The 24,023-nt window shown below is 39.3% G+C and carries 17 protein-coding genes, 1 tRNA gene and 2 pseudogenes; 9 read left to right on the forward strand and 11 right to left on the reverse strand.

Annotation, left to right across the window (positions count from 1 at the left end):
- Window positions 1–15: 15 nt before the first annotated feature.
- The 5 genes from B0X70_RS02630 to B0X70_RS02650 all read right to left on the reverse strand — a co-directional run bounded on the left by B0X70_RS02630 (window position 16) and on the right by B0X70_RS02650 (window position 6,121).
- Window positions 16–918 (reverse strand): polyprenyl synthetase family protein, encoded by a 903-nt coding sequence (locus tag B0X70_RS02630; RefSeq protein ID WP_217470826.1) that lies wholly within the window; start codon window positions 916–918, stop codon window positions 16–18.
- Window positions 919–1,065: 147 nt separating this feature from the next.
- The gene (locus B0X70_RS02635) at window positions 1,066–2,553 is read right to left on the reverse strand and encodes a carotenoid oxygenase family protein (RefSeq protein ID WP_110085912.1); all 1,488 of its coding nucleotides are present in this window, start codon (window positions 2,551–2,553) and stop codon (window positions 1,066–1,068) included.
- 351 nt (window positions 2,554–2,904) lie between these two features.
- Window positions 2,905–3,234 carry a hypothetical protein gene (locus tag B0X70_RS02640; protein WP_036811608.1) on the reverse strand — a complete coding sequence of 110 codons (330 nt, stop codon included), beginning with the start codon at window positions 3,232–3,234 and terminating at the stop codon, window positions 2,905–2,907.
- Window positions 3,235–4,042: 808 nt separating this feature from the next.
- Entirely contained in the window at window positions 4,043–4,891 is an 849-nt protein-coding gene (fghA, locus tag B0X70_RS02645; protein WP_036811610.1) for an S-formylglutathione hydrolase, read from the reverse strand.
- 120 nt (window positions 4,892–5,011) lie between these two features.
- Window positions 5,012–6,121: an S-(hydroxymethyl)glutathione dehydrogenase/class III alcohol dehydrogenase gene (locus B0X70_RS02650; RefSeq protein ID WP_217470827.1), complete on the reverse strand. Its 1,110-nt coding sequence runs from the start codon at window positions 6,119–6,121 to the stop codon at window positions 5,012–5,014.
- A 616-nt stretch (window positions 6,122–6,737) separates the two neighbouring features.
- Here B0X70_RS02650 and B0X70_RS02655 point away from each other — a divergent pair.
- Both B0X70_RS02655 and B0X70_RS02660 read left to right on the forward strand, forming a co-directional pair.
- On the forward strand, window positions 6,738–7,610 hold the full coding sequence (locus tag B0X70_RS02655; RefSeq protein ID WP_217470828.1) for a phosphorothioated DNA-binding restriction endonuclease: 873 nt from the start codon (window positions 6,738–6,740) through the stop codon (window positions 7,608–7,610).
- Between the two features lie 819 nt (window positions 7,611–8,429).
- Window positions 8,430–10,069 (forward strand): annotated as a pseudogene (locus B0X70_RS02660) (SIR2 family NAD-dependent protein deacylase).
- 76 nt (window positions 10,070–10,145) lie between these two features.
- Here B0X70_RS02660 and B0X70_RS02665 read toward each other — a convergent pair.
- From B0X70_RS02665 to B0X70_RS02690, 6 genes and pseudogenes are all read right to left on the reverse strand, one after another.
- A pseudogene (locus B0X70_RS02665) lies at window positions 10,146–10,349 on the reverse strand (helix-turn-helix domain-containing protein); the annotation flags it as partial.
- A 559-nt stretch (window positions 10,350–10,908) separates the two neighbouring features.
- Window positions 10,909–14,025: a type I restriction endonuclease subunit R gene (locus B0X70_RS02670; protein WP_217470829.1), complete on the reverse strand. Its 3,117-nt coding sequence runs from the start codon at window positions 14,023–14,025 to the stop codon at window positions 10,909–10,911.
- 25 nt (window positions 14,026–14,050) lie between these two features.
- Window positions 14,051–15,205 carry an AAA family ATPase gene (locus B0X70_RS02675; RefSeq protein ID WP_217470830.1) on the reverse strand — a complete coding sequence of 385 codons (1,155 nt, stop codon included), beginning with the start codon at window positions 15,203–15,205 and terminating at the stop codon, window positions 14,051–14,053.
- A gap of 1 nt (window position 15,206) precedes the next feature.
- On the reverse strand, window positions 15,207–16,373 hold the full coding sequence (locus B0X70_RS02680) for a restriction endonuclease subunit S (protein ID WP_217470831.1): 1,167 nt from the start codon (window positions 16,371–16,373) through the stop codon (window positions 15,207–15,209).
- Window positions 16,370–17,926: a type I restriction-modification system subunit M gene (locus B0X70_RS02685; RefSeq protein WP_217470832.1), complete on the reverse strand. Its 1,557-nt coding sequence runs from the start codon at window positions 17,924–17,926 to the stop codon at window positions 16,370–16,372. The genes B0X70_RS02680 and B0X70_RS02685 overlap by 4 nt, the downstream gene beginning before the upstream one ends.
- A 676-nt stretch (window positions 17,927–18,602) precedes the next feature.
- Window positions 18,603–18,679: transfer RNA gene (locus B0X70_RS02690), tRNA-Arg, on the reverse strand.
- A 196-nt stretch (window positions 18,680–18,875) separates the two neighbouring features.
- Here B0X70_RS02690 and folD point away from each other — a divergent pair.
- From folD to B0X70_RS02725, 7 genes are all read left to right on the forward strand, one after another.
- Window positions 18,876–19,751: a bifunctional methylenetetrahydrofolate dehydrogenase/methenyltetrahydrofolate cyclohydrolase FolD gene (folD, locus tag B0X70_RS02695; RefSeq protein ID WP_036811634.1), complete on the forward strand. Its 876-nt coding sequence runs from the start codon at window positions 18,876–18,878 to the stop codon at window positions 19,749–19,751.
- A complete protein-coding gene (gene ybcJ / locus B0X70_RS02700) occupies window positions 19,751–19,963 on the forward strand; it encodes a ribosome-associated protein YbcJ (protein WP_036811637.1) in 213 nt (70 codons plus the stop codon). Before folD ends, ybcJ begins: the two co-directional genes overlap by 1 nt.
- Window positions 19,964–20,754: 791 nt before the next feature.
- Entirely contained in the window at window positions 20,755–21,171 is a 417-nt protein-coding gene (locus tag B0X70_RS02705; RefSeq protein WP_036811640.1) for a DUF2170 family protein, read from the forward strand.
- Window positions 21,172–21,190: 19 nt separating this feature from the next.
- Entirely contained in the window at window positions 21,191–21,874 is a 684-nt protein-coding gene (locus B0X70_RS02710; protein ID WP_046395228.1) for a PspA/IM30 family protein, read from the forward strand.
- A 65-nt stretch (window positions 21,875–21,939) separates the two neighbouring features.
- Window positions 21,940–22,602: a YjfK family protein gene (locus B0X70_RS02715; RefSeq protein ID WP_217470833.1), complete on the forward strand. Its 663-nt coding sequence runs from the start codon at window positions 21,940–21,942 to the stop codon at window positions 22,600–22,602.
- Window positions 22,603–23,040: a DUF350 domain-containing protein gene (locus tag B0X70_RS02720; protein ID WP_036811655.1), complete on the forward strand. Its 438-nt coding sequence runs from the start codon at window positions 22,603–22,605 to the stop codon at window positions 23,038–23,040. It begins immediately after the preceding gene.
- Window positions 23,041–23,052: 12 nt separating this feature from the next.
- Entirely contained in the window at window positions 23,053–23,970 is a 918-nt protein-coding gene (locus B0X70_RS02725) for a DUF1190 domain-containing protein (RefSeq protein ID WP_217470834.1), read from the forward strand.
- The last annotated feature ends 53 nt before the right edge of the window (window positions 23,971–24,023 follow it).

The following is a 24,023-nucleotide window of genomic DNA, read 5'->3' on the forward strand; positions in this document are numbered from 1 at the left end:
GGGCCAAGGTTGAAATTAATTAAACATCGCAATATTTTTATCAAACCAGTGTCGTATAAAATATTGTGAAGCTAAATTTCTGCGATACACTATCGCCAAATATTTATCAATATATCTGATGTGCCTGCGTAAGTGTTTATGCACTTTAGATTTTCCAAGTAGCGTAACCATTGTTAACTTTTCCTTATCCTGATACATATCTTTCCCTGTATTATTCAGGTCATCGCTCAAGTCATCCAGTAATTGAAACGCCTGTCCCAGATGTTGTGATACATGACGCAATGCCTGACGAGTTATATCAGGCGCATTCACAGCAATTGCCGCTAACTGAAATGTTGTGTCGAAAAGCAAACCCGTTTTTAAATCGTTGGTGGTAGCAATGGCATGATAATTACCAGCACATAATGTGTTGTTCAGATCGCGAAACTGTCCTTGGACAAGACCGTTTAAACCAACCGCATGGGAAAGTATGGCGACAGCAGCGGATTTATCGTGTTCAGAAAGGTTTGTTTCTACAATGAGGCCAAAAGCCCGGCTCAACAAGGCTACAGCCGCTAGGATCGCTACACTTTCACCATACTGCCGATGAATAGCCGGGCGTCCGCGCCGATACTCAGCATTATCCATACAGGGAAGATCGTCTAAAATTAATGAGGCGGCATGCACTATTTCAATTGCAGATGCCAACTGTAGAAAGTCAGTCTTCCAGGGGTTTTCTCCAAGATCTAGGACTATGAGTAGCAATAAGAGGGGGCGGATACGTTTTCCAGGCGCCAGTGTACTTTCTCGCATGGCCGCGCAGACTTTATCATCTGGTGCTCCAGAAGGAAGTACCCGTTCTAGGTGCTGTTGTAGCGCACTCTGTAGCTCCATTAATGTCTCTTCGTAATTCATAGCTCGTGCGGTACTGACGTTCATAAATATTTCCCGAATCACGTAAATAATTTCACTAAGCCATTTGAAAAACAATAATAAGCTTATATTACAATAGGCTTCAGGCTTATATACCCGTCATCTTTCAAGTTGCTTCTTTGTTGGCTGCACTCGCTCACCCCGGTCACATAGTTATCTATGCTCCCGGGGATTCACTCCCTTGCCGTCGCGATGCATCTTGAAATCCATAGGGTATAGCATAACTTCATTTATCCAGCAGTGATGCATTCCCATAGGAATATGGTGCGGCAAACGTAATCTGCACGCCATTGAGAGATCATCAGCATTTAAAACTACGACATCTGTACAGTGCAATTTTTCGACATAAACCTTAAAAATAAGCCAACCATCATCTTCTTTAACAGAACCCGGTTTGGCTACAAAAACAGGTTCTTCCGGCAAATCATTATCAAAACTGTGGCTTAATACACTCTTATCAAAACAATCAAATTTAATTATTGATCTCCCTTCACTTTCAGAATCCCCCCAACAAACGAACCAGGCATATCTGTGCTGTCTACCACAGACTGTCGGGTTTATGGCTGGGAAATCAGTATTCCCCTTGAATAAAATTTCTTTATCAACATTCCCGGATGCAGTGCATAAAGTAAAACGACAAAGTTCTGAACTATTATTTTTAAATATATTCTGTGTAAATACTGGGAATGACTTCCAAAATGAAGCGTCGAAAATCACATTCCCATCGGCATCTTCATAACCATTTGCGAAATGAAAAATAAATCCAGGAACTGCATCATAGAATTTCGCATCATGGCATTCTCTTGAAACTAAAAGAACCCGGCCATCTTCACTTTCACGTGAATTCATGGATGCAAGGATGCTTTCATTGCCAATTACATTCCTCAACTTAAGATTTATATGCGGCCCACCTAAAAAAAATAAAAAGTAATTTTTTGTCACTATGAAATCATGAATTAAATACCTTTTCTTAAGCGGAATGTTGCGTATAACCGTCATGTCGCCGGCACTGTCTATTTTGTATAGCGTCAACTTAGATCCAATACCATATGTCACACCAAATCCATATAAATTATCATCGTTTGGTATTTTTTTAGGATGTGCTGTAAATGGTACTTCACGAAGGTTAAGTTTGGGAAGGAAAGAAAATCGTGCTTTTAACTTTCCAGAAAAGTCATATTTTGAAATTGTCTCAAGAGTTACCGGATTAATTAAATGTGGCATTCCTCCTTCCCATAACGCCAGAAGTTTATGAGAGTGATACACAATATTTGTATTTGCCGGATTTTTAATAATAAAAAATCTCATCCTGAGTTTTAGTTTTCTGGGGACGGTTCCAACGGAGCGATAAAGTAACCTTTGAGCTTCTTCCTCTTCTAAGTATTCCTTTGTTAACACATGTCTGTTTCTATAGAATATCCCATTATCACTGAACGTTACTTTAAATATCATCCCATCCCCATCAAATGGATGATTATAATATTCGTCTCCTCTATGCAGGCGACCGGGACCAATTCTAAAGAAAGTACCTTTTAACTCTGAAGGAACCTTTCCCTCAATAGGAACTAATTTTGAATCAAGTTCCTCCAACTGAGATTGAAAGGGATTCATATGGTTTTTCGAGAATACAAAATCGCTCAAGCCTTCACCTCTATATTTACAACCGAATAATAGGTAATGATTTAATACTGGAGCTCTATAAAAAGATACAACGATACTAAAGTAACAGTACTGCGCTGAAGATGAACAGTACTATTTTTTTTCAAATGAATTTTTATAACTGAAATCACAAAAAAGAGTTCTGTTACTAACTAACACACCTTTGGTGTGATGGTGTACATGTAGAAGGGTGACTGAAACATTAGGAGCAATGCCAGATAAACGTGTTCTCAGGTTCGGAGCGTGAGAGAGTATAAGCATGAACTGTCCCCCAAATGTTGGACACCAATCCGTACATAAGGGGGCAGTTTAAAAATGCAGGGTATATATGTATTACGAGACATCGATCAAACCAAGATCATTGCTTAATGTCGTACCACTGATATTGTAGCTGGCAAGTGCTTGGCTTCCTTTTTTGTATAAAAAAGCTTTACGGGCTTCATTATCATTTCCCCATACCACGAATACATGCATAAAAACTATTGAGCCATCAGGAACTCCAAGATCGCCAGGGTCAACAGTATCTGTTAATCCAAGAGTAATATTATTACCTTGCTGACTTAAATGCTTTTCACCATCTCCATCCATATAACTAAATTGGATTCTGGCAACAAATCCACCTGAATTTTTAAGACTCATCTTGCCAATTTCTTGCAATGTCATTACAGTCTCCTTAGCTATCCAACTATATAAGTAGTTTAAGATGTGTTAAATAAAAATAAATCTTACGAGTGAAATAAATAACACATTAAAGCCACTATAACAAATAATTATCATATGAATTCTATGAAAAAATAAAAATTATCTTGATGATCACGAAGAATAAATAATTTATTTTCGTTAGACATTTAATTTGGTTCGTATTTTTTCTTTATAATACAACGAAATATTTGTTTTGTATTATAACAGCTTTATTGTTTCAATTGGTGGTAATTTCAATTTATAATGTTTGGTTATTTATCATGGTAATTGCGAAATAATTACATCGTGAGTAAATAATTTCGTATTTATTTAATAATTCATTGGGTATTTTCCCATCCTGATTTTTCCGTAGTCGATTATCTAATTAGTTTATGACCATAATTTATCTATTAATGCTTAATTAAAATCTGTACATTTGCATAATTAGTGCAAATGACTTTATCTAATATTATAAGATGATTTTTTGATTTAAAAATAATTCATTAGGTGTTTTGTATTCCAATGTCTGATGTGGGCGATTATTCAGTTTGTTCATAACGAATCTTATTTTCCATTTTGCCACCGATGAAAAGTCTGTTTCCTAATTCTTCTGCCATTTTAAGTTGTTCAAGTAATTCTTCATAAAGTTGTTGCAGGAGGTTGATGGGATGCCGCTGGAGAACTCACTTCAAACCAGCGGCCTGCTCTACAGAATTGACCTAAGGTAAATAGGGTAAAAAATTTCTTAATGCCTCTAGTGTGGGACTTTTTGTCTGAACTCGTATCTAATTTATTGATTATCAGAACAAATTCCCTTCAATACCTTGGCATGATACGCGATATGCTCGCTGATAAAGCTGGCGACGAAATAATAGCTATGATCATAACCAGTGCGCAGATTCAATGTGTAGGGATGCCCGGTGTTTTCGCATACATCCTTCAACAGCTCAGGACGTAATTGCTCTTCAAGAAACGGGTCATCGGTCCCGATGTCAATTAACATATGCAATGATTTGGCGCTATTGGTTAGCAGCTCGATTGTGTCATAGGTTTTCCATGTTTCACGATCTTCGCCCAGATAAGCGCGAAAAGCTTTTTCTCCCCAAGGAACTTGAGAAGGAGCAACAATCGGTGAAAAGGCCGATACGCTGTGGTAACGATCTGGATTGCGTAGCGCGATCATCAGTGCGCCATGACCGCCCATAGAGTGACCACTAATGGCCCGAGCGCCTGTTACTGGGAAGTGTGTTTCGATCAGTGCCGGTAGCTCTGACACCACATAATCATACATGCGATAGTGCGGCGCCCAAGGTTCCTGTGTTGCGTTGAGGTAGAAACCGGCTCCTTGACCCAAATCATAAGCGCTATCATCTGCAACTTTCTCACCACGAGGGCTAGTATCTGGGGCGACAAGGATAATACCTTGTTCGGCAGCATAGCGTTGAGCTCCCGCTTTAGTGATGAAATTCTGTTCATTACATGTTAGGCCCGAGAGCCAATACAGCACCGGTAATTTCTGATGTTCAGCCTGAGGAGGAAGGTAGACTGCAAAATTCATGGTACAGCCAAGCACGGCCGATTCATGCTGATAAACATCCTGCCATCCCCCAAAACAAGCGTGGCGCTCAATCCTCTCCATTCTTTTTCCTCTCTGTAAAACATACAGGTTCACTTATCTCACGGTGAACCTGGGGTTATCGTTTCCTGTTTTGTTAAAAACTGCCTATTACTGAATGGTTTTTAACTCCCTTAGAACAGCTTAGTAATGGATGACTGTGCGAATGGATTTGCCCTCATGCATCAGATCGAATGCTTCATTAATGCGTTCGAGCGGCAAGGTGTGAGTCACAAAGGGCTTTAACTCAATTTCACCTTTCATTGCCTCTTCTACCATTTTAGGCAACTGACTGCGGCCTTTAACACCACCGAAAGCGGTGCCTCGCCACGAACGACCGGTGACTAGTTGGAATGGTCGGGTTGATATTTCCTGTCCTGCACCAGCCACACCAATAATCACTGATTGCCCCCAACCACGGTGTGCGCTTTCGAGCGCGGCGCGCATCACATTGACATTACCAATACACTCGAAGGTATGATCCACTCCCCATTCCGTCATCTCAATGATCACTTGTTGGATAGGTTTGTCGTAATCATTCGGATTCAGGCAGTCGGTCGCGCCGAACTGTCTTGCCAGCTCAAATTTTGCCGGATTTGTATCAATGGCAATGATCCTGCCAGCTTTTGCCTGACGAGCGCCTTGTATTACGGCAAGGCCAATGCCGCCGAGTCCAAAGACGGCAACAGAATCACCGGACTGTACTTTAGCGGTATTATGCACGGCACCGATGCCGGTAGTGACACCGCAACCCAGTAGGCACACCTCTTCATGGTTTGCTTCCGGGTTGATTTTTGCCAGTGATACTTCGGCTACGACTGTGTATTCGCTGAATGTGGAGCATCCCATATAATGATAAATAGGCTGCCCTTTGTAGGAAAAACGGGTTGTGCCGTCCGGCATTACGCCTTTTCCTTGAGTTGCTCGCACGGACACACACAGATTGGTTTTTCCTGATTTGCAGAACAGGCATTCTCCGCATTCTGCGGTATAAAGAGGGATAACGTGATCACCGGGTTTAACGCTGGTGACGCCTTCACCAACCTCAACGACTACGCCGGCGCCTTCATGCCCGAGTATGACAGGAAAAACGCCCTCCGGATCATCCCCTGACAGGGTGAAGGCATCCGTATGACATACGCCGGTATGACTGATTTTGACCAGCACTTCACCGGCTTGGGGTGGGGCCACATCGACTTCGACGATTTCAAGGGGGCGGTCCGGTCCGAATGCAACAGCGGCTCGTGATTTCATAATCTCTCCTTTTGGAATAGACAGTGCTATGTGTTTACGAATACAGATTAATAAAGTCAAGCGAGTTGTCAGCGAAGATATCTTTGTAATAGTTTGTTAAAAATATGATTTCGCTTCTGTAGAAATGGTACAAAAATTTTAACATTAATACGTGTTTTTAAGATAACTTACTAGAGATAATTGGAAAACAGTGATTCGTGATGGGCATAGATGTTCTTTCAGGAAAAGGCGGGTTGCGGGGAAATAACCTAACTTTGCACTATTCATTGCGAGTTCCATAATATCCAACATAGCTCTACTGGCTGGCAAAGTATCGGCTAGATAATGAAATTCTTGGGAGTTATTCACAAATAAGCCAGAAATGTCTACTGGAATAAGAGTGACTTCAATGCTTCCTCAGGGGTAAATTTCTAGTTTTATCAGGTATGCTGTAATTGAAGGATAATATGTGAAATGTAATTAATTTATAAAAAAGGTCCTCATAAATAATTGACCTATTTTGGTCTTTTCTTTTCCTATCTGAACAGACTGTTCAATACTCAGCATCAACTATGTATTGAACTCATTCACTTTTGCGAGCATGATCGCAGTTCATTCACCAATTTAGCTAATAGTTATGACTTCACCCGCAGCACTGCAAACAGCGATATCAAAACTCACCGTCTGGCGTAAAGGCGATCAACGCGCACCACATAAGCCATTACTGCTATTGTATGTGTTGTCTGAGTACAAAAAAGGGCATGGGCAACTATTTAATTACGGTGATGAAATCCACCAACCACTATTACAATTACTCACCGATTTTGGTCCCAGTCGCAAAAAACACTATCCTTCAATGCCTTTCTGGCGTTTACGGGGAGATGGCTTCTGGGAACTGGAAAATGCAGAACATTGCACACCACGTCCGAGAAGCAAAGAGCCACCAAAACAAGAACTTATTGAGCATCAGGTTGCCGGAGGTTTTGATTCAGCCAATTTTCAGTTATTGCGCTGTCAGCCTGCACTAGTTGATGAACTGGCACAACAGATCCTTAATGAACATTTCCCTGAAAGCGTTCAGGTAAGCCTGGCTGAGCGACTAGGTTTTGATATTAACAAGGGGCTAAATAGCCGTGATCCACGTTTTCGTGGTATGGTTTTACGCGCTTATCACTACCGCTGCGCCGTTTGTGGCTATGATTTACGTCTGGATGGCTCACTGGTCGGTCTGGAAGCCGCCCACATCAAATGGAAACAGTTCGGTGGCCCTTGCCTAGTGGAGAATGGTTTGGCACTTTGCACACTTCATCATTCCGCTTTTGACAGAGGTGCAATCGGCATAGACGAGAATCTGAAGATTAAAATTTCTGATGGGGTCAATCGTAGCCCGGTTGTTGAGCAACTGTTCTGGGCCAGAGATGGCGAAAGCCTTTATCTGCCGCGTAATCGTCAGTATTATCCGGCAGATAGATTTATTGAATGGCACCAGACACAGGTGTTTAAGGCATAAATAAAGTCGATTTGTGTTGCAGATATAATCATCTAGACATTTTGATGTTTATATCATGCGTTTTTCTCCAACTCCCTCACATTATTTTTCCCGCCCTTTTCCATCCCATCTGAATAACTTCATACCACTGTAACATCAATCCAAACCGTATGAGTTTGTCTCGATATATGAACAGGACTTTACTCCAAAGTTACCGATATGGTGGTCTTTCCGGAGCTAAAGAACGCATAAAATGGGAGATGATACATCACATTATTTTCGCCGTACCCAAAAGCAGAAAACGTCATACTGAAATTTACGAAAGCTTGTCAATTCCCAAGATAAAACTCATGTCAGTGAAAGAAGTTAATCAGCAATATAAAGAATGGGAGCTTTCTCATTATTTAAATCGATGAGAAAGGGAAACAGCAGTAATTTTGTATAAAAATAATCATTGAACTACATCTTATATTTGATTATTTCTTATTCAGGGTGGTTCATTACTCACTTTTTATTAGCGTTTGGTTATCCTTGGATAAACTCATATATGTGTCTGTCATATAAAAGAGGTTGTCAAACTTTGTGCTGATAGTATCATTATGGTATTACTTTCTCTGAGTCAATATATTGCACCTTAAAATAACAAATTGTTACTATGCAACAGGAATTTATTTCATAAATTAATAATCATCATTATTATAACATTGGTTTGTTTTTTAATCGCCAACATATCTCACAAATTAAGTAAGCTCTGATCAAAATATTAGAAAAAGTGATTTAGTATGTTTTACTATATGCAGTATACCAGTGGTCGGCTGATCTTTATGAAAAGGGCTTAAAATGTCTGACTCTATTTTTAACTTCAAAAATTATCCAATAGTATTTATTGGATCTGGAATGTCTAAAAGATACTTGGAAAATTCTCCAACATGGCCTGAGTTGCTGGAAGAATACTGGAGTAAAATTGATAACAATGGTCAAGGTTTTTATAATTACTTATCGGAAATAAAGGATAAATATAAAGAAAAACAAAATGATCCTGATTTAAATCATAAAATATATTCGGACGCAGCAACTTACATTGAAAAAAAATTCAATGGATTATTTAATTCAGGGAAAATATCATTAGAAGGATTGACATCAAAAAGAGTTTTTGATGAGGATATATCACCATTTAAGTATTCTTTATGCCAAAGATTTAAACAAAATAAATTAAAACAAAATATTAAAAAAGATGAACTTGAATCATTTAAGAAATTTTTAAAAAATGCAAAAATGATCATTACAACAAATTACGATTCATTTATTGAAACACTTTTGTCAGAACAAAATGTTGAACCTAAAATGTATATTGGCAATGACGGTTTTTTTGATGATACTATTGGATGGAGTGAGTTATATAAGATACACGGAGATATAGAATTACCTAATTCAATAGTAATTAATAGTTATGATTATGAAAGATATGATAGTAAATCTATACTGATTAGCGCAAAAATATTATCAAGTATGATAAAAAGCTCGATAATTTTTATTGGATATTCATTAACAGATAGAAATGTAAAAAAACTACTGATTGATTTTTCTTCACAACTTCCGAAAGAAGACAAAAGAAAATCTGCTGAAAGAATTATTTTTATTGAGTTTAAAAAAGATGAAATGGATATTATAAAAACACATAGAACAGATGATAAATCACAAATAACGTATACATCTATAGAAACAGATAATTATAAAAAGATATATGATGAAATAAGTAATATAGATGAAGGGTTGCCGCCATATGATATCCTTAGATATCAAAGGGTAATAAAGCAACTTATACTAGAAGAGGGGGAAAAAGGAAATCTAGGTAGTATATTAGTCACACCTTCTGATTTGGATGAATTAGAGAAACATGCCAATTCTGGTAAAAATTTAGTTGTTGCTTTAGGTGATAAACAACTTGTTTATATTAGAGTAAAAGAAATGGAATATTTAGAAGATTATATCTTTGATAAAAGTGAAATACCAAATAAATCAGCTATTGAATTTCTTATCGATTATCCTCTTCATGCCAGAACTCCTTTCTCAAAGTTAATAAAATCTTGTGATTTCCATAATATAAAAATATCAAAAAAAGAAATGAAAAAATATAAAAAAGAATAAAGATACATGGAAAAATAGATAACTTAGTTAAATCTGTTAATCTGGACAAAAAATACTCAAGTATTGGGTTTAGATCAATTGAAGATATCAAAGACGAGAACTTATTAAAAAACAAAGAATTATTGGTTATAATAAAGAATATAAAATCAATAAGTAAAGATGAATTAAGGAAATATATCCAAGAAGAAGCCTTTCCATTATTTAAAAGAAGTGGAAAGGATGATCATTTAAAATCAGACTTAAGAAAGTTATTTTTAGCTTTTGATTTATTCATACATGGAGATGTAAGTTTAGATTTATTAAAACAAGGCGACTTAACTTTTCTTAACTAAAAGAAATATTCTAACTATCAATTGGTGGGGGGCTTAGTACCCCCACCAGAAAATATCTTTTTAATTCAAGCTATTGTTAGTCAAATTCTTTTCTAGCCTTTCGCTCAATAAGCTGACCGTACATGTCAAAATACCGACTAGGCCAAATTCCAGGGGGATGAATTTCGAGATAGTTAGCAATAGTCCATTCACCTTTAGGCCAAGGCCGACTGGGCGTATTGGCTAATGTAGATGAACTGACTCCCGCTTCACGAGGAACAGCCGCTAAGGTTGTTCCTCGACAGCAATGATATCCGCTTGATGTAGGCGTGAGCCTGTAAGAATCATGTTGCCCTTTTGCTGCGGCGTCACTTTCAGCGGTAAACCTGCAAAAGTGACGCCTTAAGTTCTGCGAACGGTTAGCAAAAGTAGTGCGAGCATTAAAATACCAACAGGCACAGCAAAACGGTGCAAGGCTAAGTGTCAGGTAGCTGCAATAAGTTAATTGTTTGGGTGTAGAGAAACCATCCACTGAATATTTCAACTAGATATAGCTAGAGGTGTAAGCTGTATGAGTGAAAGCCACCCTGCACGTATAAAGTGAAATGAGATCAAGACGTAGCTCAATTTTTTTGATAGTAAAAATTCACAATAATTACAATCTGTTGTGGTGTTTAAAACTATTGAGACGCATTAATTTGTGAGCCGAGGAAAGGTGAGATAATGATACAAATGGAAGAGGGAAAAATAGCGTATTAACCATCTAAACGTCAAGGTGTTTAGATGGTTGGTAAGTGGCTTATAATAGCGAGTGGTAGATCGACTGGACCCTGTAAATAATTCTGTATATTAGCTCACACCTATATTTGCCCACCTACCCCCTTAAACTTCTCAACAAATGCAGCAATTTTCTGGAAAACAGCCTGCTTTTTCGTTCTGTATTCCGGGTTAAGTGGACTTAACTTAGGTAGAGTGGAATTGAGTTCTGTGCCGTTTTCACTTGCATATTCTCGTTTTAATGATGCTGTAATATAGCGCTTAGCCGCATCTTCATTTAATTTCTCCGAGCTAATTAACTCTTCTGCTTCACGTTTTTGTTCAGCTTGAGCAAATTTGAAAAATTCATCAATAATACTGGCCTTGTCGATAATTTCGTCCAAGTTAGTTTGATTAATGAAGTCAACAATTAAACTTTCTTTTGCTCGATTGCCAAGGCTGGAACGAATTAAACGGCGAACTTCATCAATTAACTCTGCCTTATTTTTATTCTTTTTATTGTTTTCAAAAATCAACTCAAGAATGTAATCTAAATTAATTTCCTGCGATTTGAGTAAGTCCACTTCAAAGACGACATCATCCCAGTCAATAGTAGATTTGTCTTTCTCGTTAGACGACTTTTCACGGCGTAACCAATCACGCGTATCATTATAGGTTGAGCGATAATCTTGAATAGTACGCTCAGTTGGCATCTCAATCGCTTGCATCGCGGCGATATCTTCATCACTCAGGTAGTATTTAGCCTTAAATGCCTCAACAGCCTCCGGATTACTAATATCTACATGTTGTAGAGCCTTTAATCCTGCAAACTCATCATAGTTTTGCAGTACATTCTCCGCACGCAAATATTCACCAAATAGTTTGGCAAAATCCTTTTTATCTTGCTCTTTAATAATATCATCAGGGTTAGGAAAGCGTCTTTGTAGCTCTGTCACTACCTCTAAAAATCCGCGACGTGCTTCGCCGGTGACTAAATCAGTAAAGCCTTCCATGTATTCTTTATAGCTTTTTTCCAGCACCACGTTTTTGGTGTTCTTATCACCAAACAAAGTGATAGCGTCAACCGTAGCTTGTTCTAAATCACGGAAGGTGACGATATTGCCAAAGGTCTTCGTGGCGTCATAAATACGGTTAGTGCGTGAAAAAGCTTGCATTAGGCCGTGGTAACGCAGATTTTTATCGACAAATAAAGTATTCAATGTCGGCGCATCAAATCCTGTTAAGAACATGCCAACAACAATCAGTAAATCTACTTCTTGATTTTTCACTCGCTGAGCAAGGTCTTTGTAGTAGTTTTGGAAACCTTTACTATCTACACCAAAATTCATTTTGAACGCTGCATTATAATCATCAATGGCTGCGCTTAAAAATTCTTTGGCACTGCTGTCCATTGCGGTGAGCTCAAAACTTTCATCAATAATCTCACCAATAGCGTCTTGCTCTTCATTAGCGGCGAAAGAGAAGATAGTGGCGACATTAAGCGGTTTTTTATTTGCTTTATTTTCTTCAGTCTCTTTTTGTAAATGCTTGAATGCTTCGTAATAAGCTTTGGCGGCATCTACGCTACTGACCGCAAACATGGCATTAAAGCCTTTGCCGCCAGCTTGGAGACGATGTGTTTTTTGCCTGAAGTTATTTAAAATATACTGGGAAATTGCACGAATACGAACGGGATGTAAAAAAGCTTTCTTGTTTTCTGCCGCTGTTAACTTTTTCTCGTCTTGTTCGGTTTCAATGGACTTAAACTGTGGTCTTACATCGTTATAATCAACTTTAAACTTCAATACTTTTTCATCACGAATGGCATCGGTAATCACATACGAATGTAATTCTCGGCCAAATACACTACTGGTGGTGTCTGCTCCTAAAGCATTTTGCGGGAAAATTGGCGTGCCCGTAAAACCAAATTGATAATACTTTTTAAATTTCTTCTTTAGGTTTTTTTGTGCTTCACCAAACTGGCTGCGGTGTGCCTCATCAAAAATAAACACTACTTGTTTATTGTATATTGGTAAATCGCTTTCACTTTTTATTAAGTTATTAAATTTTTGAATGGTAGTAACAATAATTTTATTGTCATCTTTTTCAATATTCCGTTTTAGCCCTGCGGTACTCTCCGAACCATTAACGCTGTCAGGCGAAAAACGTTGATATTCTTTCATGGTCTGGTAATCCAGATCTTTACGATCGACTACAAAAAACACCTTATCGATAAAATCCAACTCAGTAGCCAAACGTGCCGCTTTGAAACTAGTTAAAGTTTTGCCTGACCCCGTGGTATGCCAAATGTAGCCTCCACTTTCAGTATTACTCCAATTTTTAGCCTGATACGCACTTTTAATTTTCCACAAAATACGTTCAGTAGCCGCTATTTGATAGGGGCGCATCACTAATAAAGTATTGCTAACATCAAATACAGAATAATGAATTAACACATTTAGCAAGGTATTTTTCTGAAAAAATGTAGCTGTGAAATCTTTTAGGTCTTTAATCAGCGTATTATCAGATTTGGCCCAATTCATGGTGAAGTCAAAACTGTTTTTATCTCGCTTGGTAGTATTGGCAAAATAGCGAGTGTCTGTACCGTTTGAAATCACAAAAAGTTGTAAGTATTTAAACAGTGAGTTTTCTGTATTAAAGCTTTCTTTACTATAACGGTGCACTTGGTTAAAGGCTTCACGGATAGCAATTCCGCGCTTTTTAAGCTCAACTTGTACCAATGGCAGGCCATTAACCAAAATGGTTACATCGTATCGATTCGCTTGCGCCCCTGTTTGCTTGAATTGTTTAATGATTTGTACTTTATTACGGGCAATGTTTTTCTTATCGACTAGATAGATGTTCTCAATATGTCCATCATCAAAAACAAAGTCGTGGATATAATCATTATGAATCTTACGAGTTTTATCTATGCTGTTATCGTTGGGCTTATCTAAGTACTGTTCAACAAAGCGTTGCCACTCACTTGCTGAAAAATCAACATTATTCAGTATCTGCAATTGCTCACGCACATTGGCCAGCATGTTTTGGGGCGTGTTTAAGCCAGAAACATATTCATAACCTTGGTTGACTAAATCGTCGATCAATTCCCGTTCTAAATCACCTTCGCTTTGGTAGGTTTCATTTAGCTGCAATTCCTTGGTGTATTTATCCAGTACGATAAAGTTATTTGATTCAGCAATAGTTTTGTATTCGTTCATACTTCACCTATAAATTCGATTCACTCTAATTTTCTGCCTGTTGGAAGCGGTACATAGTGTTAATTTCATTAACCAGATAGCGCAAAACACGCTTGTCATCTTCCGTAAGCTCGGCGACCTCTTCACCTGCATGTTTTGAATGACTAGAGATATTAATAATCCTAGCCTCATAAGGATTGGGCCTGCCATCATCGGTTTTTGGCAATAAATCACCCCACTTTTTATAGCCAAGAAAAGTAGAGGTTTTTTCTAATATATTTCTTAAAAAGTTGAAGTGATACTTGCTTACTTGACCGCTTTCGATGGCTTTTTCGAGTTCTGACTTCAGATAAAGATGATATGAGAATGGTGAATCATTCGGTTGGATTGCTAACTGATATGTGCCATCTTCATGCTTTGTCAGCCTGTATTTCTCAAACCATTTCTTTTTATAGCTTTTATCATCGCTGTTTAGCTCATTGTGTAGCACGTTATAGAAAAGAGGGTTATGCGTCGTGATGATGAATTTAACGCTAGACTCGTTAGATTTAATAAGTTGAGCAAGATGTACTGCCAACTCAATCAAATGGTTTTCATCTAACGAACTCACAGGATCATCAATAAAGACGTATTGCAATTGATTAAACTGATCTGTTTCTCGCTCACCAGGTTCAGCAACATTCAGCACGCTGATTACTTGCTCAATTAGTGTGTAAAATATGCTCCAGATAAAGTTGCTTTCTTCGCCTTTTGATATTTTAACATTTTCAGTTGGTGCTTCATTGCCACGTTCGAAAGAAAATGTAACCTCCGAACCATTTTCACTAAAATGTGGAGTTAATTTTTCATCCGTATAGCGTTGAAAGTTAGTAATGATATTTTGGTCTTGCCCCTGATCTTTCAGCACCCAATCTGTAAATGAATTTGGCTGGATTTTGAGTTTAGGTTCGGTATTCTCAGATAAGTCGTTATCCCAGTAAAACAAGTCTTCGGTAAAGGCGTTGTAATACAAAAAATTAGTACGCGTCAATGATAGTTCTTCATTGTTGCTACTTTCATCATTATCAATTTTTGGCGCAATTAGCTGTTTAAACTCCCGCGAAAGCCGGGTTTTACCCGTACCATTAAAGGCATAGATCAGTTGCACTTTCTTATTGGCCTCTTTTAATTGCTGTGCTATCTCCGTTAGCGTTTTACTCATATCATGCCTCTACCTCTGGTTTGGGGAAACTCAATAGCAGATCGCGATAATATTCATATTGTTTTTGACGCAATTCAATTTCACGGGGCAAACCTTCGCTAATGGAGCTAGTTAAAGCGTCGAATTTATCTAAGGTAGAGACGATACGTTCTTTTTCTTCAGGAGAAGGGTTTGGAATACTAATGCTATTTAAATTCTTTTTATTTAGTTTAGGCTGAGCTGCACCTGAGATATACGCTGTTAAATCAATACTATTTAGATAATATTCAACATATTTTCGTTCAGCGTATGTTTCGAATTTGAGTACGTGTGCGTGATTGTTTACCCAGCTTTTTCCACTAATACTGAATGCTATTGGAGTATTTCTTGCAACCAAATTTGCACCGTCTTCAGAAACTAGTAGAAAATCACCATCAAAAATATAGTCTTTAACATAATCGACAATGCCCGATGCTCCGTAGTATGGAATTTCACCAGGTTCTCTTAAACCACTCGTTATCGGTTTACGCATTGAATCAAGATTCTTCGCAAGCTCATCCAAAGTCTTCCACTCCACCTCACTTTCTTCAAAACTCAAAAACTGGTCGCGATAGTAGTTGTATTGTTTTTTGCGTGCGGTAAGCTCAGCGGTAAGCTTAGCGGTAAGCTTAGCGGTAAGCTCGGTAAAGGCGTCCAAAATGCGGACGATTTCGGTTTGGATATTGAGAGATGGGATAGGAATTGGATATTCCATTATTTTTGTTTTATTCCCGCGTGGCATTTTGGCCCCTTTAGAATGCCGCATGTTATAGTCGAAAAATTTATCATCCGCTAAAATTTGATATAGATACCTAGGTGTTATCGTTTCATCAGTCAGATGTATAACCAGTACATCGCCATTTGTGCCACCGATACGATCAGCGTGCCATATTTTCTTCAAGTAGGGGCGAATATTTCCGATTAAAATATCACCACTTTGATACTCTATTAAGTTACCTTCGGTTGGCACATAAGTAGACTCTTTTTTCCCTGCCCAATTTTGTAGGAGATTATCAACTCCCACGTAATTTGATTTATCAAGTTTGTCAAAGCAAATACGAGTTTTTGAATACTCTGTAAGCTCCCCCAAAGTCTTCCACTCCACTTCAACGCCATCAAGCAGTTTTTCCATAAAGCTCATATTGCTCATGCCTTATTCTCCGTGCCTTCAATATCAGCAATAATGGCATCGATATCCGCTCGCAGTTGGTCGATTTTTTTAACAGTGATCTTTAATTCGGCATTGAGTTTTGTAATATCAATTACTTCGCGGTTGTCTCTAGATTCGACATAGCTACTCACCGACAGGTTGTAATCGTTAGCGGCGATGGCTTCAAAACTGACTGATTTTGCCAAATGTTCAATATCATCTTTGCTATCAAATACCTGCATAATTTGTTCGATATGATTGTCGGTAAGTATGTTGTTATTGGTTTCTTTTTTAAACAGAGTGCTTGCATCAATAAACTGAGTAGTGGTGTCAATTTTGTGTTTAGACAGCACAAGAATATTTACAGCAATGGTCGTGCCAAAAAACAGGTTAGGTGCTAATGAGATCACGGTTTCAACATAGTTGTTATCTACCAGATATTGGCGGATCTTTTGCTCAGCTCCACCACGGTAAAAAATACCCGGGAAGCAAACAATTGCCGCGCGGCCTTTGCTGGATAAGTAACTCAATGCGTGCAGAACAAAGGCAAAGTCGGCTTTGGACTTCGGCGCTAATACACCAGCGGGAGCAAAGCGTTCATCGTTGATTAGCGTTGGATCATCACTGCCAATCCATTTCACCGAATACGGTGGATTAGAGACGATGGCATCGAACGGTTTGTCATCACCAAAATGTGGTTCGGTTAAGGTGTTGCCCAACATAATATTAAACTTGTCGTAGTTAATGTTGTGTAAAAACATATTCATACGCGCAAGGTTATAGGTGGTATGGTTAATCTCCTGACCAAAGAAACCGTCTTCAATAATGTGGGCATCAAAATGTTTTTTGGCCTGTAATAGCAGTGAGCCCGAACCAGCGGCGGGATCATATATTTTATTCACGCTGGTTTGCCCGTGCATGGCGAGCTGAGCGATTAGCCTGGACACGTGTTGTGGTGTAAAAAATTCACCGCCTGATTTACCTGCATTAGCAGCGTAATTAGAGATTAAAAACTCGTAAGCATCACCAAACAGATCAATCTTGTTATTTTCAAACTGACCAAATTGAAGCCCTGCCACGCCTTTTAATACGGCGGCTAAGCGGGTGTTTTTGTCTTTAACGGTATTACCTAAACGGTTACTGGTGGTGTCAAAATCGGCAAAAAGACCCTTAATCTCAGCTTCAGATGGGTAACCTCTGGCTGATCTTTCAATAGCGACGAAAATGGAATTTAAATCTTTGTTTAAATTGTCATTTTCATTAGCACTTGCGGCGATATTAACAAACAGCTGGCTTGGGTAAATAAAATAGCCTTTGGTTTTAATAGCATCATCTTTAATATCGTCAGTGATAATATCATCTGAAAGCTCAGCATAGTTGATACTCTCATCACCGCCTTCAATGTAGTTTGCAAAGTTTTCACTTATAAAGCGATAAAACAGCGTACCTAGTACATACTGTTTGAAATCCCAGCCATCAACTGAACCTCTCACATCGTTGGCGATTTGCCAGATTTGACGCTGTAGTTCGGCGCGTTGTTGGGTACTTGTCATTGTGAAACTCCACTTTTAATACGTTTTTGAATGGCCATCGGCCCATAATCATCCCAGTATTATAACGAGTAAAGACATTCTCATCATTTTGAATCGCTACAAGTTTAGTCGTCATCTCTGGGTCATTTTGGACTGCTTCCAACACTGATAGGCAATACTGTCCTATATTTTGCTCATAGCAACTTGATATGGCAGACTAATTTTGGTTTGCTTAAGGCGAGAAACTGATGCGCTGCGCTTGTCTTCTCGATTTACCGGGCTAATAAATTAACTCGGTAAATCGGAGAGCTGAAAAACACCTGCCAGAGAAAACTTTTTCGCTTACCTCACCCTATTAAAGAATTAGGAGTAAAACTGTTCACCTATTCACCTTTAAATATTTTTATTTAAATTCATTTTGTTAAATGATGATGACTTGAAAATAGGCTCATCACTACTCTTCATCCAACCGTTCACCTCAAACCAAAAAAAGTGAACAGGGTTGAATTCCGCACATCCTATAATATTAGCTTCATCAGGGGGTATCTCACTTCATTGAACCTGAACGTACCCCAAATATACCCCCACAATGTAGATTTCAGAGAACCTTACCAGACTTCTGGAGAACAAGGAGAGCTTAACTTTTTGTGTTTACTGGGGTTTTATGAGCTTTACTAGACGATGAGAAAGGTTGATATGGCACGCCCTACAGGATTCGAACCTGTGACCTACGGCTTAGAAGGCCGTTGCTCTATCCAGCTGAGCTAAGGGCGCATCTTGAGAGATGAGCTGCATCAGTAATGCTCTGATGCGGGGAGAGATTATACGGTGACAACCCATTGAGTCAATGGCTTTTCTGCTTATAAGTCTTCATCTGGCTATTTTCTGATTATCAATAAAACTGACAGCACGTTCATGTTCTGACAAAATAGGCAGTATCCCAATGTTTGATTTATGGATTTATTCGTACATGCCAGCAAAAATTATTGATGGGAAAACGATTGCGCAGACAATCAGAAGTGAAGTCGCAGTGCGTGTTCAACAACGTGTTGCTGCGGGAAGACGTGCTCCTGGTCTTGCCGTTGTTTTAGTCGGCGAAAATCCTGCTTCTCAGATTTATGTCGCAAGTAAACGCCGTGCCTGTGAGGAAGTCGGGTTTGTTTCCCGTTCCTATGATCTGCCAGATACCACCAGTGAAGCAGAGTTGTTGAATCTTATCGATCAGCTTAATAATGATTCAGAAATTGATGGAATTTTGGTTCAGCTCCCTTTACCTGCCGGTATTGATAATGTCAAAGTTCTGGAACGTATCCAGCCTGATAAGGATGTTGATGGCTTCCATCCCTATAATATTGGTCGTTTGTGTCAACGTGCGCCAAAGTTGCGTCCCTGTACGCCGCGCGGTATCGCAACGTTGCTTGAGCGTTGTGGAATCAATACTTATGGGCTGAATGCTGTCGTTATCGGCGCTTCAAATATTGTTGGTCGTCCAATGAGCCTGGAGTTGTTATTAGCTGGTTGTACCACTACGGTGACTCATCGCTTTACTAAAGATTTACGTCATCATGTGGAGCATGCGGATTTACTCATTGTGGCTGTCGGTAAACCCAACTTTATCCCCGGTGAATGGATTAAACCCGGCGCTATTGTTATTGATGTCGGAATTAATCGTCTGGAAGATGGAAAAGTCATCGGAGATGTTGATTTTGAAACTGCATCAGAGCGGGCAAGCTGGATCTCTCCGGTTCCGGGAGGGGTTGGCCCAATGACAGTCGCGACACTTATTCAGAATACCTTGCAAGCCTGCGAGGAATACCATGATGTGGAAACAATTGAAGGTTGTTGATGGAAATTTTTTATTTAGAAGGCCACCCTTATGTGGCGTTGTGTGATCTGTTGAAGTTTCAAGGGTGGAGTGAAAGCGGTGCTAGCGCTAAAGCGGTTATTGCTGAAGGTCTAGTTGAAGTTAATAGTCAGATAGAAACCCGTAAACGTTATAAAGCGATAGCCGGGCAGGTTGTTACCTTTAATGGTAAATCTGTTCATATTAAAGAATGATTAAAGCGGGCTCCCTTAAAAATGAAGGGAGCCGCAGATTGCAGGTAAAGTCTTTCCGATAAGCTTTTACTGTCCGTGAACCTAACTATCTGTCGTTAAAAGATATCTCAATGTAAAATAGTAAAAATATAAACGTTTTATCACCCTTTTAATATCTATAATCATCGCTTTTCTGTTTATTGTATAAATCGGCTTTCTTAGTTTTCAAATGAAGTGAAAACAGATAGTTTAAATGGTGATGAAAAGATTATGACGGTAAATAAAGGTTAAATCTGATAGTTAATGCATAAGGTTAATCTCTGTTGAATGTAAGAAGCGCTAAGTAGAAAAGCTTTTTTATGTCGGAGATAAATGGGAGTTTGAAAAAGATTTTAGTTTCAATATTAGCAGGTTAAATGAGTTGATAACCAAAAGGGATACTTTTATCAATATCGGTTGATTTTACTGGAAGTTTTTATTTTAGCCTGCAATTCTCTATTTTATTTACTGTGATACGCCAAATCTATAAAGCAACCTAGTTAAGCGTGATTTTAATCATCCCTCAGGATAAGTTTTTTCATGCGAATACTCTCATGGTGTTTTGTGCGGGAGGTATTGAGATAGCACAGGGTCACTAAGCGAAGGGTATAAGGTTTTAATAATGTTCAGTAATGCTGTATTTAAGGTTTTATGCGTTTTTAGTATTTACCATGCTTATGAGTATTTTAGGTTTAATACTGGGCTATTTTAACGTAATACTTATTGAAAAATGTATAATCTGATGATAATTTAAACTTAATGTGCTGATTTTAATGATAAAACAAACCAGTGGAGTAGATAGTTTGGAATTAAATCAAGTGATTAAAGCTCTTAATGAATCTGGTAACGACTGGACTGTAGAGCAAATAGGTGAATGTCTTGCAATTACTAACGAAGACGGAATTAAAGCACATCTGGCGATTTGCGGCAGGCAAATTACAGTGGAGGCATTACTGTTTTCGGAAGAGAATGTTTTAGATCCCGCTTCTTTAAATCAGTTTATTTTAGAAACGCACAAAATGATTCCTTTGACTTCAGTTGGAATAACTAAAGTCGATGGTCAATCTTACTATACCGCTTTTGGTTCATTGTCATCAGAATCAAAACAAGAAAGCGTTGTCATCGAAGTCTCTATGCTGTTTACCAACATCACTGAGCTTCTTGATGCGTATTCTGAGTTCCTAAAATAACAGTGTAGGGGAAATATCAATGAATGTATGGAAAAAGCTTTTTAAGGCAATTAAAGGAACGGTAAATAATGCGGCAGAATCTGTCGCTGATGGCAACGCACTGACGATTCTTGATCAGGAAATCCGAGAAGCAAAAGCAGAAATCCGCCGTGCGGATGAAAGCCTGGTTAGCATGATTGCTAAGCGAAAAATGGCAGAGAAAAAGGTTGCTGATATCAAAAACAGTATCACAGAGTACGAGGGTTATGCTCGCTCTGCCGCGGGTAAAGGCGACAATGGGCTTGCTCTGGAGTGTGCTCAGAAAGTTGCGACCCTGCGTGATGAACTGGAAAGAGAGCAAGCGTTGTTTGAATCGTTTCAGAAGACTGAAGCGACGCACCGACACAATGTGCAAGAAGCGAAAAAGAAGGTGTCTCAGCTTGAGAATCAAGTTGATTTGGTTAAAGCAACTGAACAGGTGCAGAAAGCCCAAGCTGCGACTCATAACTCTGTCGTTGGCGCTTCTTCAAAAACATCTACCGCCCTTGATTCCCTTGAACGCATCAAGTCACGTCAGGCTGAGAAAGCGGCTCAGTTCGAAGCTCAGCAAGAGCTTCACGATAGTATGACTTCTAGCGATCTAGATAAAAAGCTTAAAGAGGCAGGTATAACTTCAAGCGCTATGTCCGCGGAAGATGAACTTGCTCGTATCCTTGGCAAGTAAATACCAAGTTGTTAAATCAAGATCCTGCTTTTTAAAGTGGGATCTTCCTATCAAGAGATATTTCTATGCTTTCCAAAATCGCAGATGCGTTTAAGAGCGCATTCGGGAGCAAGACAGTTGCGCCTGTGGTGCCAAAGGTGCCGGAAGTATTAGGTTTGCGTATCGGTGGTGTATTTGAGATAGACCCGTTGATGCTAAAACTGATTGAATCTGACCTAACGATCGAAAATGCGGCTTCAACTCAGCTTATATGTTCCGTTGGTGTTGTCGACTTAGGTGATAACGTACGTTTGGTTCGTTATTACACCGATGACGAAGGTTATCTTCAAGTACTTCAAGAAGGGGAGGGGGATGATGGCGTGAAGGAAGTGAGCCTGTGGTATTTTTACGAAACTAAACCGATAGATTCGCAAGCTCAATGGGATGCGCTCATTAAAAACGGTATCGTCACGCCAAATGGAGAATATGATCTCGACGGCACCCAGTTCTCGCGGTTGTGGGACAATGTTAAGCCTGTAGCTGTTACCGAGAAAACTTACACTAAAGAGGGGAATATAACTGAAACTGATCAGTTTGTGATGGTGTATACGCGTCAGGTTGCTCATAACCGAACAGAAGAACTTCAAGTTGTAGGAGAAGAAAAAGTGGTAGGGAGTAACCTGGATAGATTGATGGTACTGAGCACCGGTATTCAACTTAACCAAACTGATTTTAAAGTGGTGGCATAAATGATCACATTGGAAAATGAAGAACAGGCTTTCTCTCAATTTATGCATGGTGTAGGCAATTTTGGCTTGTGTTTTGGGTTGGCGCTGGTTTTTTTCATCGTTTTCAAGTTTATCTACACAATAATTACTCCGCACGATGAGTGGAAACTTATCAAGCAAGAGAAGAATAGTGCCGCTGCGATATCGCTTGGTGGCGCGCTGGTTGGTTACAGCATCGCCATTGCAAGTGCGGCAAGCAACTCTGTGGGGGTTATTGATTTCGTGATGTGGAGTGTTGTTGCGTTGTTGGCTCAGATTGTTGGCTTCTTTATGGTTCGCATATTTATGATGCCAAAGATTGTATCTCGCATCGAGAATAATGAGGTCCCTGCTGCGGTTGTGCTGGCGTCGGTGTCAATTTCTGTTGGTCTTTTAAACGCAGCCTGCATGACTTACTGATTTGGGGATCGTATGACGAACGGGAACAAAAAGCGCAGAATGCGCAGCACTGTCATCAACATTGAGAGTAAACGTAAATATTGGCGTGGGTTCTCATTCACGTCATTGGTGCTCAGTATGGGTTCACTCGTGGGTTGCGGTCAATCGGCGGATGAACTGTCAATCAATGTCTATAAGGACCTGGCGTCTTGTCAGAATAATCCAAAGAATACGATCGCGGCTCAGTGTGAAACCACATATCAAGCGGCATTACGTGAAGCGGAACGTACGTCGCAGAAATTTCGTAAGAAAGCCATGTGTGAGCTTGAGTATGGTGAGTGTGAAGCAATGCCGGGGGCTGTAGGTTATCGACCGAAGATGGCCGCCTTTATGATGGCGGAGGTGAAGCCGGAACAGTTTAGCCGATATGATATGGCGGCTGAAAAGTATCGCAACGTGTTTTACCAGCCGCTATTTACTTCAACATCAGGCTATAGCGACCTGTACGGTAAGCTTTTTTTTGCTGATGGCAAGGTCATTGGCGCCTATTCTGATATTGGCAATATCCAGTACGAGATGAACCGACGTTATTTGCAGCCGCTGGAGACGGTTCGTCTGCCAATTGAGAAAGAAGCTTCTCAGACTACAGCAAATACACATGGCGCTTTGTATGCAAATTCTGGAAATGTAGTTACAGGTATAAATCCTGTACTGAACCCCCGATCAACTGCTTATATTGCATCTGGGATCGTTGATGAAATCGGCGATTATTCAGAACGTAAACACAGGGAGAGAATGTATCGAGAACGCTTGATACGTGAAAAGGAACAGAGGTTTAAAAGCAGCGATTCCCGTTATTCTGGCGGCTATGATAGCAAGCCAATCGTCACCACTAAATCTTCTGGTGGTTTTGGTTCAACATCTTCCGCTAAATACAGTTGGGGTGGTTAACTGGTGTTGACATTTTATTCGCAGGCTTTTTGTTATCAGTGTCTTGCATCGAG

Origin of the sequence: Photorhabdus akhurstii, from assembly GCF_019090985.1 — a bacterium.
Classification (GTDB): Bacteria; Pseudomonadota; Gammaproteobacteria; order Enterobacterales; family Enterobacteriaceae; genus Photorhabdus; species Photorhabdus akhurstii.

Bases quoted from the DNA above. Each gene is read 5' to 3' on its own strand.
- B0X70_RS02630 (WP_217470826.1), bottom strand. From the start codon at position 918: ATGAACGTCAGTACCGCACGAGCTATGAATTACGAAGAGACATTAATG.
- B0X70_RS02640 (WP_036811608.1), bottom strand. From the start codon at position 3,234: ATGACATTGCAAGAAATTGGCAAGATGAGTCTTAAAAATTCAGGTGGA.
- fghA (WP_036811610.1), bottom strand. From the start codon at position 4,891: ATGGAGAGGATTGAGCGCCACGCTTGTTTTGGGGGATGGCAGGATGTT.
- B0X70_RS02650 (WP_217470827.1), bottom strand. From the start codon at position 6,121: ATGAAATCACGAGCCGCTGTTGCATTCGGACCGGACCGCCCCCTTGAA.
- B0X70_RS02655 (WP_217470828.1), top strand. From the start codon at position 6,738: ATGACTTCACCCGCAGCACTGCAAACAGCGATATCAAAACTCACCGTC.
- B0X70_RS02670 (WP_217470829.1), bottom strand. From the start codon at position 14,025: ATGAACGAATACAAAACTATTGCTGAATCAAATAACTTTATCGTACTG.
- B0X70_RS02675 (WP_217470830.1), bottom strand. From the start codon at position 15,205: ATGAGTAAAACGCTAACGGAGATAGCACAGCAATTAAAAGAGGCCAAT.
- B0X70_RS02680 (WP_217470831.1), bottom strand. From the start codon at position 16,373: ATGAGCAATATGAGCTTTATGGAAAAACTGCTTGATGGCGTTGAAGTG.
- B0X70_RS02685 (WP_217470832.1), bottom strand. From the start codon at position 17,926: ATGACAAGTACCCAACAACGCGCCGAACTACAGCGTCAAATCTGGCAA.
- folD (WP_036811634.1), top strand. From the start codon at position 18,876: ATGCCAGCAAAAATTATTGATGGGAAAACGATTGCGCAGACAATCAGA.
- ybcJ (WP_036811637.1), top strand. From the start codon at position 19,751: ATGGAAATTTTTTATTTAGAAGGCCACCCTTATGTGGCGTTGTGTGAT.
- B0X70_RS02705 (WP_036811640.1), top strand. From the start codon at position 20,755: ATGATAAAACAAACCAGTGGAGTAGATAGTTTGGAATTAAATCAAGTG.
- B0X70_RS02710 (WP_046395228.1), top strand. From the start codon at position 21,191: ATGAATGTATGGAAAAAGCTTTTTAAGGCAATTAAAGGAACGGTAAAT.
- B0X70_RS02715 (WP_217470833.1), top strand. From the start codon at position 21,940: ATGCTTTCCAAAATCGCAGATGCGTTTAAGAGCGCATTCGGGAGCAAG.
- B0X70_RS02720 (WP_036811655.1), top strand. From the start codon at position 22,603: ATGATCACATTGGAAAATGAAGAACAGGCTTTCTCTCAATTTATGCAT.
- B0X70_RS02725 (WP_217470834.1), top strand. From the start codon at position 23,053: ATGACGAACGGGAACAAAAAGCGCAGAATGCGCAGCACTGTCATCAAC.